The 13,957-nt window shown below is 72.8% G+C and carries 13 protein-coding genes and 2 tRNA genes; 11 read left to right on the top strand and 4 right to left on the bottom strand.

The annotated features are described in order from the left end of the window. Positions 1–84 precede the first annotated feature (84 nt). The 3 genes from ACIPM1_RS18935 to ACIPM1_RS18925 all read left to right on the top strand — a co-directional run bounded on the left by ACIPM1_RS18935 (position 85) and on the right by ACIPM1_RS18925 (position 1,440). Positions 85–459, top strand: a complete 375-nt coding sequence (locus tag ACIPM1_RS18935; protein WP_356193125.1) for a hypothetical protein — start codon at positions 85–87, stop codon at positions 457–459. A gap of 191 nt (positions 460–650) precedes the next feature. Then, a complete protein-coding gene (locus ACIPM1_RS18930; RefSeq protein ID WP_402435845.1) occupies positions 651–1,376 on the top strand; it encodes a bifunctional DNA primase/polymerase in 726 nt (241 codons plus the stop codon). Next, positions 1,367–1,440, top strand: a tRNA-Lys gene (locus ACIPM1_RS18925). Before ACIPM1_RS18930 ends, ACIPM1_RS18925 begins: the two co-directional genes overlap by 10 nt. A gap of 125 nt (positions 1,441–1,565) precedes the next feature. Here ACIPM1_RS18925 and ACIPM1_RS18920 read toward each other — a convergent pair. Then, entirely contained in the window at positions 1,566–2,927 is a 1,362-nt protein-coding gene (locus ACIPM1_RS18920; protein ID WP_402435842.1) for a M6 family metalloprotease domain-containing protein, read from the bottom strand. A 401-nt stretch (positions 2,928–3,328) separates the two neighbouring features. On the opposite strand from ACIPM1_RS18920, the gene ACIPM1_RS18915 reads away from it, so the two are divergent. After that, a complete protein-coding gene (locus tag ACIPM1_RS18915) occupies positions 3,329–5,443 on the top strand; it encodes a putative bifunctional diguanylate cyclase/phosphodiesterase (protein WP_402435839.1) in 2,115 nt (704 codons plus the stop codon). 114 nt (positions 5,444–5,557) lie between these two features. Here ACIPM1_RS18915 and ACIPM1_RS18910 read toward each other — a convergent pair whose 3' ends face one another. Both ACIPM1_RS18910 and ACIPM1_RS18905 read right to left on the bottom strand, forming a co-directional pair. Continuing rightward, a complete protein-coding gene (locus ACIPM1_RS18910) occupies positions 5,558–6,658 on the bottom strand; it encodes an LLM class flavin-dependent oxidoreductase (protein ID WP_402435836.1) in 1,101 nt (366 codons plus the stop codon). A gap of 227 nt (positions 6,659–6,885) precedes the next feature. After that, positions 6,886–7,617 carry a decarboxylase gene (locus ACIPM1_RS18905; protein WP_402435833.1) on the bottom strand — a complete coding sequence of 244 codons (732 nt, stop codon included), beginning with the start codon at positions 7,615–7,617 and terminating at the stop codon, positions 6,886–6,888. Positions 7,618–7,992: 375 nt separating this feature from the next. Between ACIPM1_RS18905 and ACIPM1_RS18900 the strand changes: the two genes are divergently transcribed. The 7 genes from ACIPM1_RS18900 to ACIPM1_RS18870 all read left to right on the top strand — a co-directional run bounded on the left by ACIPM1_RS18900 (position 7,993) and on the right by ACIPM1_RS18870 (position 13,306). Beyond that, positions 7,993–8,940, top strand: coding sequence for a D-2-hydroxyacid dehydrogenase (locus ACIPM1_RS18900; RefSeq protein ID WP_402435830.1), 948 nt, complete (start codon positions 7,993–7,995; stop codon positions 8,938–8,940). A 122-nt stretch (positions 8,941–9,062) separates the two neighbouring features. After that, positions 9,063–9,974: an ectoine/hydroxyectoine ABC transporter substrate-binding protein EhuB gene (ehuB, locus tag ACIPM1_RS18895; protein WP_356193107.1), complete on the top strand. Its 912-nt coding sequence runs from the start codon at positions 9,063–9,065 to the stop codon at positions 9,972–9,974. Further along, positions 9,971–10,699: an ectoine/hydroxyectoine ABC transporter permease subunit EhuC gene (ehuC, locus tag ACIPM1_RS18890; RefSeq protein WP_402435826.1), complete on the top strand. Its 729-nt coding sequence runs from the start codon at positions 9,971–9,973 to the stop codon at positions 10,697–10,699. Before ehuB ends, ehuC begins: the two co-directional genes overlap by 4 nt. After that, complete coding sequence (gene ehuD, locus ACIPM1_RS18885; protein WP_402435823.1) at positions 10,696–11,346, top strand: ectoine/hydroxyectoine ABC transporter permease subunit EhuD; 651 nt, start codon at positions 10,696–10,698, stop codon at positions 11,344–11,346. Before ehuC ends, ehuD begins: the two co-directional genes overlap by 4 nt. Next, on the top strand, positions 11,336–12,124 hold the full coding sequence (ehuA, locus tag ACIPM1_RS18880) for an ectoine/hydroxyectoine ABC transporter ATP-binding protein EhuA (protein ID WP_356193100.1): 789 nt from the start codon (positions 11,336–11,338) through the stop codon (positions 12,122–12,124). The genes ehuD and ehuA overlap by 11 nt, the downstream gene beginning before the upstream one ends. 207 nt (positions 12,125–12,331) lie before the next feature. Further along, the gene (locus tag ACIPM1_RS18875; RefSeq protein WP_402435819.1) at positions 12,332–13,090 is read left to right on the top strand and encodes an IclR family transcriptional regulator; all 759 of its coding nucleotides are present in this window, start codon (positions 12,332–12,334) and stop codon (positions 13,088–13,090) included. 142 nt (positions 13,091–13,232) lie between these two features. After that, a tRNA-Lys gene (locus ACIPM1_RS18870) sits at positions 13,233–13,306 on the top strand. Positions 13,307–13,356: 50 nt separating this feature from the next. Here the strand turns inward: ACIPM1_RS18870 and ACIPM1_RS18865 are convergent. Then, positions 13,357–13,821 (bottom strand): DUF3592 domain-containing protein, encoded by a 465-nt coding sequence (locus tag ACIPM1_RS18865; RefSeq protein ID WP_402435816.1) that lies wholly within the window; start codon positions 13,819–13,821, stop codon positions 13,357–13,359. Positions 13,822–13,957 lie beyond the last annotated feature (136 nt).

Raw genomic sequence — 13,957 nt, 5'->3', positions numbered from 1 at the left:
CGGCCCCCTTGCGCAGCCGCGCGACAATGGACGGTGGCCCTTCCACAAGGCGGCGCCACCCGAACCGTACGAGGAGGAGAAGACATGGCGGAGCCCACGCCGCGTCGCAACGAGCCGCGGCTACGCCCCGCGCCCCTGATCTTCGAGCCCGCCGAGGCGGCCGCCGACCCCGAGCACTTCTTCGACCTGGAGTCGATAGACGACCCCCGGGAGCTGCTCGCGCGGGCGACGGAACTGACGCTCGCGTTCCGGGCGGCGACCGACCGCGCGGTGGAGTTCCAGGCGATCGCTGCGGCGCAGCTCGCCGACCCGCGCCGGTTCGACCGGCTCACCCCGGCGGACATCGCCGAGCGGGCGGAGTGGACCGAGGACTACGCCAAGAAGATGGTGGACTTCGGCCGCGACCTGCTGCGGGGTGCCGAGGGCGGCGGACACGCCAGCCCCGCCGACCCCGTGTGACCCGGAGCGCCCGACGCCTCCGCGGGACGCCTTCGCACGGCGCCTGACCGGGCACGTCGCCCGCGCGTCCCACCCCCGCGTCCCGCTCTGGCATATGCCGGGCGCGGACGATACCCCCAGCCGACCCTCCTTGTCCCGGCTTTTCGCAACCCTGGGGAACCGGGCCGTCACCGCCGGTAAATGTATTCGGCATGAGCCGTATCGGGAGCGAGCCGTTCTTCGTCCAGTGCGACGACCGCCGCCGCGGGGCCACGCGCGTCACCGCGGACGGTGCCGCCTGGCTGGCCTCGGCAGGAACGTATCCCCGCAGCACGCTCGCCTTCTGGCGGGAGCGGCCGGACGCCCCGGTCGTACTGCCGTGCGGCACCTCCTTCGACGTGGTCAACGCACCGGCGACCTTCGGACGCCGGATGCTGGACCGGCTGTGGGGCGAGGGTCCGGGGTCGGGCCCGGTGGCCGTCCACCGGGGGCGGATGCTGCTGTTCGCCGCGCCGGGCACCGCCCAGCGGCTGCCCTCGCTGCTGGAGTGGGAGGAGTGGGGAGCGTCCGGGGGGAGGGAGGGCGGCCGCGTCGAAGACGTGCCGCCGCTGCTGTGCCACGGCACCGGCGACGCGGTGACCGTCCCGGCTCCGGCACCCGCCCCGGTCCGGGCCGGCGGCACCCCCGCCCACCACTCCGCGGCGAACGGCACCCCGGTTCCCCATGCCGCGGTCGACGCGGGCCCCGCCGACGACGCCCCGGCGGGCCGCCCGGCCTCGCGCTGGCTCGTCGCCCCGGACACCCGTCGTCCCTGGCTGCCGGGCCCGGAAATCCTGCTCTGGGCGGCGGTGCGGGCGGCCCGGTCCGCCGTACGCATATCGATTTTTCCTCCCGCCGATCAGGATGCTAAGGTCTACGACGTCAGCAGGCGCCGCTAGCTCAGTTGGTTAGAGCAGCTGACTCTTAATCAGCGGGTCCGGGGTTCGAGTCCCTGGCGGCGCACGACGACGATGGCGAGGCATGTTCGCGGACACCGCGGATCGGCCTCGCCATCGCTGTTTCCCCGGCTTTGCACGGCCTTCGTACGACCGTCTGTCCGGCTTCGCCACCCGCGCCCGGGAGCGGTGTCACCCCGGGGTGATCTTGACGTTGTACGAACCGGAGGCCGTGCGGGACTCCACCTCGACACGGACGCCGTCCCCCGGCACGGTGAACGTCTCCCCCTCCGCGACCGGCGCGTCCGCGAGGGGCGGGTAGACCGAGTTCTCCCAGCAGGCCTCGGAGTGGGGATGGGCGTCGACCACCTGGACCGGGCCCCCGCCCGACTCCGCCCCGCCACTCACCCGGTACACCAGCACGCCCTGTCGGCAGCCGCCCGCGTCGTTCCCGAGGGAGGCCCGCGCCTCGAAGGCCAGCACGCTGTCGCTGCCCGTGCGCACCACCGCCAGCTTCGTCCCGTTCCCCGTCCCGAACCCCGGCCTCCCGGTCGCGCCCGCCGACCCGGCCCCCCTGGCCGCCGCTCCCGCCGCGGCCGTCACCGCCACGCCCCCGTCCCGCGGTCCCACCTCCACCGGCTCCAGGGTCAGCCGGGTCGGCCCACTCCCGCGCACGCACACCACCTGGCGGGCGTCCAGCCAGCCGAGCTTCCACTTGTGCCAGGCGAACAGGTCCGGCGACTCGGCGAACTGGCTGCCCATCAGGTCCCAGTCCCCGACGTAGGTGTCCCAGTCGCCCTTGCCGTCGGCCGGCCGGTGATACAGATCCGGCAGATCGAACACATGGCCGGTCTCGTGCGCGAGCACCAGCCGGTCGGGCGGATGCCGCTCGAACACCGTCACCACCCGGCGGATGTCCACTCCGTCGGCCCGCAGCGGGGTGTCCAGGTTGACCACCTTGGTCGCGTCCGAGTCGACGCCGGGCGCGTCCGGGTCGGCGACGAAGTAGACGACGTCGTAGCGGGAGAAGTCGACCTCCGGGTCGGCCGCGGCCAGCGCGTCGCTCAGGTAGGCGGACCGGTCCGCGGCCTGCCAGTCCCGGTGCATCGCGTACGCCGTGGACGGCCGCGGCATCCGGAGCCAGTGCCGCAGCGGGTGCGGGCGCAGCGTGAACTTCCCGTACGACGCCTGTTCGAAAAAGTGGCTGGTGGCCGGGAAGTGGTCGGCGGCCAGTTCGGCCGGGGTGGTCAGCGGGGTCGAGTCCGGGAACGACAGGAACACCATGACGGCGTTCAACTGCCGGACGGGACGGGGGTAGGCGGCGTTCCAGGTGTCCAGCCCCTCCGAGTGGTGCGCGTCGGTCCGCTGCAGGGCGCAGGGGGTGGCCGAGAACGGCTCGGCGACCGACGGCCCGGTCAGGATCGAGGTCGCGGCGACCGCCGACAGGGTGGTGAACACGGCCGCCGTACTGCGCAGTCGGGGCCGCACCCCGGCACGTCCGAGCACCTTGAGGGCCTCACGGTGGAGTGCCTTCAACGGGAGCTGACGCGGCACGGGGACCTCCGGGTGCGTTGCGCGGGGACACCGCACCCAGATTGTGTGAGTTTGTTGCCGTACGCCCTGTTTGCCTACACCGGAAGAGTGAAAGGCTCCGATCCTCGGGGCCCGGGAAACGGCGGTTCCCGGGAGGCGACACTCCCAAGCCACTCACGGAACGTCACAAGTGATCGGCCATCCGAAGAACCCGGCCAGGTGCGGGCAGAAACGATCTGTCAGAGGCTCGGGGTGTGACCGGAGACCGGCAAGTGGCTGGAAGAGGCTGCGCGACTGCATCTATGATCGGCACACTTTGGTGGCACCTTCCTGCGCGGACACGGACCGAGCGGCCGATCGTCACCCGGTCGGTCACCCCGACGAGACCGATTCGAAGACCGAGTGCACTGCGGGAGCGAGCAGTGAGCGGAACGCCCGAAGGGCCCACGCCCGCGGCAGGCCTCACCCGGCCGAGCATCACCGAGAGTGACATCGCGAAGTCGCCGGGTGCCGGGCCGGTCGCGCCCGCCGCCGGTGGGCGGCTCACGGACGCCGCCGCCCCCGCGCCCGCGCTCACCGACCTGGCCGAGGCCGCGGCGGCGGCCGTCTTCACCGACTTGGCCCAACCCTCGCCCGCTTTCACCGAACTGGCCCAGTCCGCCCCGGCCGGCCCCGGCGTGCTCGCCGAACCGCTCCCCGGCCTGACCGACCTGGCACCGCCCGCGCCGCCGGAGCCCGCCGCACCGTCCGACCCGACCCGTTCGGCCGCGTCGGACGGTCCGGCCGAGCCGTCTTCCGCGTCCTTTTCCGTGTCCTTCCGCCCCGCCTTCCGTCTCGCGCCCGTTCCCCTGGCCGTCGTCGACCGCGACGGGCTGGTCGTCGTGGCGAACGACGCCCTGGGCTCCCTGCTCGGCGTCACGGCCGACACGCTCGCCGGGCAGGTGGCCACGGATCTGGTGGACCTGGCCTCCGACGCCCGTACCTGGCACGCGTACCGCGAGGTGCTCCGCGGCCGCCAGGCGCGGCTGCGCTGCACACGCCGCCTCAAGCACCCCGACGGCCACTCCCTGTGGGTCCAGGTCACGGCCGCGCCCCTGGCGCCCGAGTCCGAGGGGGTGCTGCTGTCCCTCTCCGACATCACCGCCCGCCGCGAACTCCAGGCCCGGCTGCGGCACCTGCAGATGCACGACCCGGTGACCCGGCTGCCCAACCGCACCCTGTTCTTCGAACGCCTGTCGGCCGCGCTGGGGGCGGAGTCGTACGAGCAGAGCACGACCGGGCGGGTCGGCCTCTGCTATCTCGACCTCGACGGGTTCAAGGCGGTCAACGACACCCTCGGCCACCGGGTCGGCGACCGGCTGCTCGCCGCCGTCGCCGAGCGGCTGACGCGCTGCGCGGACGAGGCGGGGTACGGCCGCCCGAGCGCTCCCCTCGTGGCCAGGCTCGGCGGCGACGAGTTCGCCCTGCTCGTCGAGGAGTCGACCGGCACCGAGCAACTGGCCGGGCTGGCCGAGTCGGTGCTGAAGGCGCTCCAGGCGCCGTTCGAGATCTCGGGCCGGCGGCTGTCGGTGTCGGCGTCCATCGGCGTGGTCGAGCGGCACGCGGCCGGGACGACGGCGACCGAGCTGATGCAGGCGGCCGACACGACCCTGTACTGGGCCAAGGCGGACGGCAAGGCGCGCTGGACCCTGTTCGACCCCGAGCGCAACGCGCACCGGATGACCCGCCAGGCCCTCGCCTCGACGATCCGCCAGGCCATCGAGCGCGGTGAGTTCACCCTGGAGTACCAGCCGCTGGTCGGCATGGAGGACGGACGGCTGCGCGGGGTCGAGGCCCTCGTCCGGTGGAACCACCCGGAATTCGGCATGTTGACGCCGAATCGGTTCATCGGACTGGCGGAGGAGGAGGGCGCGATCGTGCCGCTCGGCCGCTGGATCCTGGCCACCGCCTGCCGCCAGGCCCGCCGCTGGCACCTGGACCACCCGGACGAGCCGCCGATCTTCGTCAGCGTCAACGTGGCGGTCCGCCAGGTCTGGGACTCCGACCTGATCGCCGACGTGGCGGCGATCCTGGCGGAGACCGGGCTGGAGCCCCGGCTGCTGCAACTGGAGCTGACCGAGTCGGCGGTGATGGGCTCGGCCGGCCGCCCGATCCAGGTCCTGCAGGCGCTCAGCGACATGGGCGTGGGCATCGCCATCGACGACTTCGGCACGGGCTACTCCAACCTCGCCTACCTCAGCCGGCTCCCGGTGTCGGGGCTGAAGCTGGACGGGGCCTTCGTACGGGGCTTCGAGCACACGGAGCGGGACGCGGCGGCGCGGCCGAGCCCCGCCGACGAGGTGATCGTCGAGGCGATGATCCAGCTCGCCCACCGGCTGGGGCTGACCGTGACCGCGGAGTGCGTGGAGACGTCCGACCAGGCCAGCCGGCTGCGCCGCATCGGCTGCGACACCGGGCAGGGCTGGCTGTACTCCCGCCCGGTGCCGGCGGATCGTATCTCCGACCTGCTGGACGGACGCGCCTGCCGCAGGCCGTGAGCCACCGGCCGCCGCACGGCCGCCCGGGCCTGCGGACGTCCGGGCCGTCGGTTGCACCAGGCCGTGAGCTGATCACACCGTGAGCTCTGCCGGACCGCTGGACCATGAGTTCCGTCAGGCGGACCCGGGACCGCCCGGCAGGCCGTAGGCGTCCGCGATGAGTTCGTAGGAGCGCAGGCGTATGTCGCCGCTGTGCGCGTTGCTCGTGATCATCAGCTCGTCGGCGCCGGTGCGCTTCTGGAGGTCGTCCAGGCCGGCCCGGACCTCGTCGGGGGTGCCGTGGACGACGTCGGCGTTCCAGGAGGTGACGAACTCCCGCTCCATCGGGCTGAAGTCGTACGCCTCCGCCTCCTCCGGGGTGGGCACGAGACCGGGGCGGCCGGAGCGCAGCCGGACCATGTTGAGCGCGGCGGCGAGCACCTGCCGGCGGGCCTCCCGCTCCTCGTCGGCGGCGAGGGCGGCCACGCCGATGAGGGCGTAGGGGGCGTCGAGGACCTCGCTCGGCCGGAAGGACTCGCGGTAGAGGTCGAGGGCCGGGACGGTGTTCTGCGCGGAGAAGTGGTGCGCGAAGGCGAAGGGCAGGCCGAGCACGCCGGCCAGCCGGGCGCTGAAGCCTGAGGAGCCGAGCAGCCAGATCGGCGGGCGGTGGGGCGACTGGACCCCGCCCGGGGAGGTCGCCTGGACCGGGCCGGGGACGGCGTGGATACGGCCGTAGGGGTGCCCGTCCGGGAAGTCGTCGTCGAGGAAACGGGTGAGCTCGGCGAGCTGCTGGGGGAAGTCGTCGGCGCCCTCGTTCAGGCGTTCGGTGCGGCGCAGGGCCGCGGCGGTGGCGCCGTCGGTGCCGGGCGCGCGGCCGAGGCCGAGGTCGACGCGGCCGGGGGCCATGGCCTCCAGGGTGCCGAACTGCTCCGCGATGACGAGCGGGGCGTGGTTGGGCAGCATGACGCCGCCGGAGCCCAGGCGGATGCGCTCGGTGTGCGCGGCGAGGTGGGCGAGGATCACGGCCGGGGAGGAGGAGGCGACGCCCGGCATGGAGTGGTGCTCGGCGACCCAGTAGCGGTGGTAGCCGCGGGACTCCGCGAGGCGGGAGATCGCGACGCTGGTGCGCAGCGCGTCGGAGGCGGTGCGGCCCGCGCCCACGGTGACCAGGTCCAGTACGGAGAGGGGTACGGGTGCGGTGCCGTGGGCCTCGCCGCGGATCTCGTCTGCCGACACGGGGGTGCCTCCTGTTTCGTGGCCGTGCGCTGTCACGCCCGGCGTCAACAGGAGACGGCCCCCGGTTGTTCCCGGCGGGGTTCCGCCCCGGCCGTCGGACCTGCCCGTTCCCCGCGGACGGCCCCCTCCCGGCAGCCGAACCCATCCGTTCCCGGCGCCCGGACCTCCCCGCCCCCGGCCGTCGCGGCTGCCCCGGCCCGGCGTCCGGACCTCCCCGCCCCCGGCGGTCAGACCTGCACGATCGGTTCGCGGGTGAAGAGGGCGCCCAGGGTCGGGGCGTTCACCCGGCGGTCGGTCAGGCGCAGCGCCTCCCAGACGGTGACCTGGCTGGCCGTGAGGACCGGCTTGCCGAGGTCCTTCTCCAGGGCGGGGATGTGCGAGGCGGTGTGCAGCGCGGAGTCGGGCAGCAGGACCGCCTCGGCCTCCGGGGTGTCCGCGTCCCGCGCCAGCGCCAGGATCTCGGACTCGCCCCAGGTCGCCGCCTCGGCCGCGGCGACGGGGCCGACGCTGTGCGCGGCGACCACCTCCACGTCCGCGGCGCGCAGGAAGTCCGTGAAGAGGCCGGTCACCCCGGCCGGGTAGGTGGCGGCCACCGCGACCCGCCGGGCGCCGATCTCGCGTACCGCGTGGACGAAGGCGAAGGACGTGCAGGAGGCCGGCATCCCGGCCGCGTGGGCCAGCGCGCGGACCTGCTCGTGCGCGCCCTCCCAGCCGTCGGCGAAGCTGCCGCTCGCGGAGGCCCAGACCACCGCCTCCGCGCCGGACAGCCGCAGCCCCTCGACGCCCTGGGCCAGCCGCTCGGCCGCCCCGGGCTCGCGCGGCGCGGCCACCCGGTGCGCGCCCTCGCCCGCTTCGGTGTGGACCACGTCCACCCGGATGTCGCTGCCCAGGAGCTGCTCGATGCGCGGATAGTCGTCCTCGGCGAAGTGGCCCGGGTAGAGGAATCCGAGTGCGGTCATGTCCAGCCTTCCTGTGTGGGTCCGGCGGTACGGGCCGGGCGGCGGCCTTCCCGCCGTGGGTCCGGCCGTGCGGGCCGGGCGCGCATCCGGCGCGGCGCCCGTGGCGGCCTCATCGCTCGGGTACCCCGTGGGCGCGGCGGCGCGCATCTCATGACCGGGTTGGCCGAAGGCGGGCCGGCCGTGGCGGGGCACCGCATCTAATCCCGTACGGCACCGTCCACCCCCGGCCCCCCTACGGATGCGCGCCCCGGCCCCCGTACGGCACCCCACCCGGTCCGTCCGGGCGGAGGCCGTGTTGACGGCGCCGGACCGGGGTGCGAGCGTGGTCGATCCGTGCACGTCAGACGGTTGCCCCCCTTGGAGAAACGGCTCGCCATGACCGTCCCCGTCCTGCTCGTCCTCGACGCCGATCCACCGCCCCGGCTGGGCCGCCTGACCGGCCGGGCCCGGGTGGTCCATACGGACGAGGCCGGTCTCGCCGCGCGGCTGCCGGAGGCGGACGTGCTGCTGGTGTGGGACTTCACCTCGACGGCGGTGCGCCGGGCCTGGCCGGGCGGCGGCCCCCGGCCGCGCTGGGTGCACACGGCGAGCGCGGGCGTGGACCATCTGATGTGCCCCGAACTCGCCGCCGACGACACGGTGGTGACGAACGCGCGCGGTGTCTTCGAACAGCCGATCGCCGAGTACGTCGCGGCCCTCGTGCTGGCCATGGCCAAGGATCTGCCGCGGACCCTCGACCTCCAGCGCGAGCGGACCTGGCGGCACCGCGAGGCGCAGCGGGTGGCGGGGACCCGTGCGTGCGTCGTCGGTTCCGGGCCGATCGGCCGGGCGATCGCCCGCGCGCTGCGGGGGCTCGACGTGACGACCGCGATCGTCGGCCGGGTGCCGCGCACCGGCATCCACGGCCCCGACGACCTGGACCGGCTGATCGCCCGCGCGGACTGGGTCGTCGCGGCCGCGCCGCTGACCGAGCGGACCCGGGGCATGTTCGACGCCCGCCGGTTCGGGGTGATGCAGCCCTCGGCCCGCTTCGTCAACGTCGGCCGGGGGCAGCTCGTCGTGGAGGAGGCGCTGGCACAGGCTCTCGCCAGGCGCTGGATCGCGGGCGCCGCCCTGGACGTGTTCCAGGACGAACCGCTCGGCCCCGACAGCCCGTTGTGGCGGCTTCCGGGGCTGATCGTGTCCCCGCACATGAGTGGGGACACGGTGGGTTGGCGGGACGAACTCGGGGCACAGTTCGTTGAGTTGTACGAGCGCTGGCAGGCGGGCAGGGCGCTGCCGAACGTCGTCGACAAACGGCTCGGCTACGTCCCCGGGCACTGACCGAGCCCAACCGCGCGCCGTAGCGCCCCTGCTGACAGGGCACCGGATCGCCACACGGCGGGCACCGGACCCCCACAGGGTGCGGCGGCATGACTCGTATCGCCTTGGGTAGCCGCGCGCCCATGGCTCCACCACTTCCAGGCCGTAAAGACAGACAGATACCAGGGCCCAGCCGCCGGTCGCTGCTCGCGGGGGTCGCGGCGCTCGGCGCGCTGGGCGCCGCCGGATGCAGCCGGGTGGCCACGGCGTCTACCACGAAGGGCGGTGACCTGCTCGACAGACTCAGAGCGCAGGGGGTCGTACGGCTCGGCATCGCCGGCGAGATCCCCTTCGGATACATCGACCGCGACGGCCGGCTCACCGGTGAGGCACCGGAGTTGGCGCGCGTCGTGTTCAAGCGGCTCGGCGTGGACCGGGTCCAGCCCGTGCCGACCGAGTTCGGCTCGCTCATCCCGGGCCTGAACTCCCAGCAGTTCGACGTCGTGGCCGCCGGGATGTACGTCACTCCCGAGCGGTGCAAGCAGGTGATCTTCGCCGATCCGGACTACCAGATGCTCGACGCGTTCATCGTGCGCAAGGGCAACCCCAAGGGTCTGCACAGCTACCGGGACATCGTCGCGAAGAAGGCGAAGTTCGCCACCGGCACCGGATACGCGGAGATCCAGTACGCGGTGGAGGCCGGGTACAAGGAGAGCGACATCCTCATCGTGCCCGACCAAGTGGCCGGCCTGAACGCGGTCGAGGCCGGCCGCGTCGACGTGTTCGCCGGTACGGCACTGACCGTCCGCGAGGTGGTCAAGAAGTCGGCCAAGGCCGAGGCGACCAAACAGTTCGCGCCGCTGGTCGGCGGCAAACCGCACGTCGACGGCGGCGCCTTCGCCTTCCGGCCGACCGAGACGGCGCTGCGGGACGCCTTCAACGTGGAGCTGCGCAAGCTGAAGCGGAGCGGCGAGCTGTTCCGGATCCTCCGGCCCTTCGGGTTCACCCGGGCCGAGATGACGGACCTGACCATGAAGGAGCTGTGCGGCGGATGACCACAGGGCTCTGGGAACTCGTCCTCAAGGGTGCGTGGACCACCCTCCAACTCCTCGTCCTCAGCGCGCTGCTGGCCGCCGCCGTCTCCTTCCTGGTCGGCATGGCCCGCACCCACCGGCGCCGGCTCGTGCGCTTCCTCGCGGGCTTCTACACCGAGGTGTTCCGCGGTACGTCGGCCCTCGTGATGATCTTCTGGGTCTTCTTCGTGCTGCCGCTCGCCTTCGGCTGGCAGCTGGTGCCGCTGTGGGCGGGCACCCTGGCGCTGGGCCTGACGTACGGGGCGTACGGCTCGGAGATCGTGCGCGGCGCGCTGAACGCCGTGGACCCGGCGCAGCGGGAGGGCGGTGTCGCGCTCAGCTTCACGCCCTGGCAGCGGATGCGGCTGATCCTGCTGCCGCAGGCGGTGCCGGAGATGATCCCGTCCTTCTCCAACCTGCTGGTCGAACTGCTCAAGGGCACCTCGCTGGTGTCCGTCATGGGCATGGGCGACCTGGCGTTCAGCGGCAACCTGGTACGGCTGGCGCTCCAGGAGAGCGCGCAGATCTACACCTATGTGCTGCTGATCTACTTCGTGATCGCGTTCCTGCTGACCCGGCTGATGCGCGGGCTGGAGAAGCGGCTCAAGGCCGGGGTCGGCAAGGGCGCACCGACCGCCGCGGCCCCGCGGGAGACCAAGCGCGCCGAGACGACCGGCGTGGGCGCCGCGGGCGGTGGTGTGGCATGAAGTGGGACTGGAACGCCGTGCACGACTTCCTCCCGCACTTCTGGGACGGACTGCTCGTCACCCTCCAGGCGGTGGCGCTCGGCTCGCTGATCTCCTTCGCGCTGGGGCTGGTGTGGACGCTCCTGATGCGGACGCCGACCCGGTGGGTGCGCTGGCCGGTGGGGGCGGTGACGGAGTTCGTCCGTGACACGCCGCTGCTGGTGCAGCTGTTCTTCCTCTTCTACGTGCTGCCCGAGTGGGGGCTGACCTTCTCGGCCCTGATCACCGGTGTGTTCGCGATCGGGCTGCACTACTCGACGTACACGATGCAGGTCTACCGGGCCGGCATCGAGGCGGTGCCGGCCGGCCAGTGGGAGGCGGCGACGGCGCTGAACCTGCCGCGGCGCCGGACCTGGACGGCGGTGATCCTTCCGCAGGCGATCCGCCGGGTGGTCCCGGCCCTCGGGAACTACGTCATCGCCATGCTCAAGGACACGCCGATGCTGATGGTGATCACCGTGCTGGAGATGCTGGGGCGGGCGCGCCTCTTCTCGCAGCAGCACTTCCAGTTCACCGAGCCCCTGACCGTGATCGGGGTGGCCTTCATCCTCGTGTCCTACCTGGCCTCCCTCCTCCTGCGAACACTGGAGCGACGTCTTGTCCGTTGACGCCACGAAGAACACCGAACACCCCGGAACCGGCCCGCGCACCGGTGAACTGATCCGGCTGGAGAACGTCACCAAGCGGTTCGGCGACCACACCGTCCTCGACGGCCTCGACTTCTCCGTCGACGCCGGCAAGCACGTCACCCTCATCGGCCCTTCCGGCTCGGGCAAGACGACGATCCTGCGGATGCTGATGACCCTGACCCGGCCCGACGAGGGCACGATCACGGTCGACGGGGAGCGGCTCTTCCCGGCCACCGGGAAGCAGGTCCGCGAGGTGCGCAAGAAGATCGGCATGGTCTTCCAGCAGTTCAACCTCTTCCCGAACATGACGGTGCTCAGGAACATCACCGAGGCGCCCGTCACCGTGCTCGGGCTGTCCCGGGACGAGGCCGAGGCGCGCGCCCGCGAGCTGCTCGAGATGGTGGACCTCTCCGACAAGTGCGACGCCCGGCCCTCCCAGCTCTCCGGCGGCCAGCAGCAGCGGGTGGCGATCGCCCGTGCGCTGGCGATGCGGCCGCAGGTGCTGCTGCTGGACGAGGTGACCTCGGCGCTGGACCCGGAGCTGGTCGCGGGCGTCCTGGACGTGCTCAGGAACATCGCCCGCACCACCGACATCACGATGCTCTGCGTGACCCACGAGATGGGGTTCGCCCGGGACATCTCGGACCAGGTCCTGATGTTCGACGCGGGCCGGGTCGTCGAGTCGGGGCCGCCGGAGAAGATCTTCGGGGATCCGGAGCAGGAGCGGACCCGGGAATTCCTCAGCGCCGTGATCTGACGATCCGAAGACGGGAGGGGCGAGATCGATCCATTGCCCGAGGTCGGCCCATCGGGTCATGACCATGGCATGTGCCAGGGTGTCGACCGCTACAGTTGAAAATGGCACGATCTCGCCAACCCCCGCTCCCCGCAGGGCGTTTGCCCGTTATCGTGGAAGCGATCGCTGACCAGATCACGGCACATTGAGCGAGCGCAGGGGGAAACCGTGGCGCTGAGGCACGAGCCGACCGCACCGTACCACTCGGCCCAGGACGCCCTGCGCGTCCTGGAGACCGTGGCCCAGCACGCCGCCGGAGTGACCGGCGGAGAACTCTCCCGCGCCACCCGCCTCGGCCCCGAGCGGCTCACCGCCCTGTTGCGGATGCTGCGCCGCGAGGGGTACGTGGAGCAGGGTGGCGACGGGGCCTACGTCACCGGGAACGCACTGGCCCGCCTGGGCTCGGCGCGCGGCCGCGACCAGGCCCTGCACGACAAGATCCAGCAGAACCTCGACCGGCTGCGCGACACGGTGGGCGCGGCCGTCTACATCAGCCGCTACATCGACGGCGAGGTCGAGGTCACCCATTACGCCGACGGGCCGACCACCCCGGCGGTCCACGAGTGGGTCGACTTCCGCTACTCGGCGCACGCGACCGCGGTCGGCAAGAGCCTGCTGACCCAGCTCGACCACAACGCCCGGCGCGACCACCTCGCCCGGCACAAGCCGGCCCGGCTGACCTCGCGGACCATCACCAGCGACAGGGTGCTGCTCTCGCGGCTGGCGGCGCAGCCGCCCACCGTGCCGGTCCTCGACCTCCAGGAGTACGCGATCGGCACGGTCTGCGCGGCCGTCCCGATCACCGCCGGCTCCGCAGTGGGCTGCCTGGCGCTGTCGCTTCCCGTCGAGCACGCGCACCGGCTGCGCCGGGCCGCGGACCAGCTGAACCGGAGCGCGGCGCCGGTGCTGCTGTCCCTGGCGATCTAGTGCTGTGACCTCCCTTTCTCGGAATTTCCCGGGGGCCGGGGCCGGACCGGACCGGCCCCCGGGAAATTGGTCAGGAGCACCCCCGGGGACCAGGTAGTATTTTCTTCGTCGCCGGCCGCGGGAAGCGGACGGCGGGAGTCATGCGCCGCTAGCTCAGTTGGTTAGAGCAGCTGACTCTTAATCAGCGGGTCCGGGGTTCGAGTCCCTGGCGGCGCACCGATGAAGGGCCCCTCGTCCACACGAGGGGCCCTTCGGCGTAGGCCGCCTCAGAAGCCGCCGTCTCCCGTCACGCCGAAGGTGTCGGCGTACGTGACCATGAAGCCGACGCAGAAGCCGACGACCGCGCCGAGGAAGGCGAGGGTGCCGAGGGTGGCGGCCGCGTTCTTCCCCCGGCTCGGCCGCCGGGCCGTGGCGGCGATCTCGCGGCCCTGCGTGTAGTAGACGGTGACGGCGTCCCCCTCGAGGACGGTCGCGGGGCCGCCCTCCTCCTCGAACCGGACCACGCGGCCGTCCCGCGCGGTGAACTCGTAGACGTGGTGGAGCTCGGTCCGGACGGAGGTGTCGTGTGCTCCGCCGTGCGTCGTCGTGAACATCCGCAGACAGCGGCCCTCGGCCGTGAGCCCGCTGTTCCAGGCCCGCCGCAACTGCATCGCGCGGCGCACCACGCGGTACGCCAGGAACAGGGCCGCGCCCGCGATCAGGACGGGTACGGCGAACATCAGCGCGTTCATGGAGATCCCCCGTGGTCGGTCCGCCTCCCCCCGTTCGGTCGGCGTGCCAGGAACCTACCCGGGCGGGCCCGTCCGCCGGCTCAAGGGAGGCTCAGAGTTCAGGACCGCGCGTGCACCGGTACGGCCGTACCGGTGC

Source organism: Streptomyces sp. NPDC086766 (genome assembly GCF_044746005.1).
Classification (GTDB): domain Bacteria; phylum Actinomycetota; class Actinomycetes; order Streptomycetales; family Streptomycetaceae; genus Streptomyces.
Note: the sequence above shows the minus strand (reverse complement) of the source record. Positions and strands in the feature narration are given on the sequence as shown.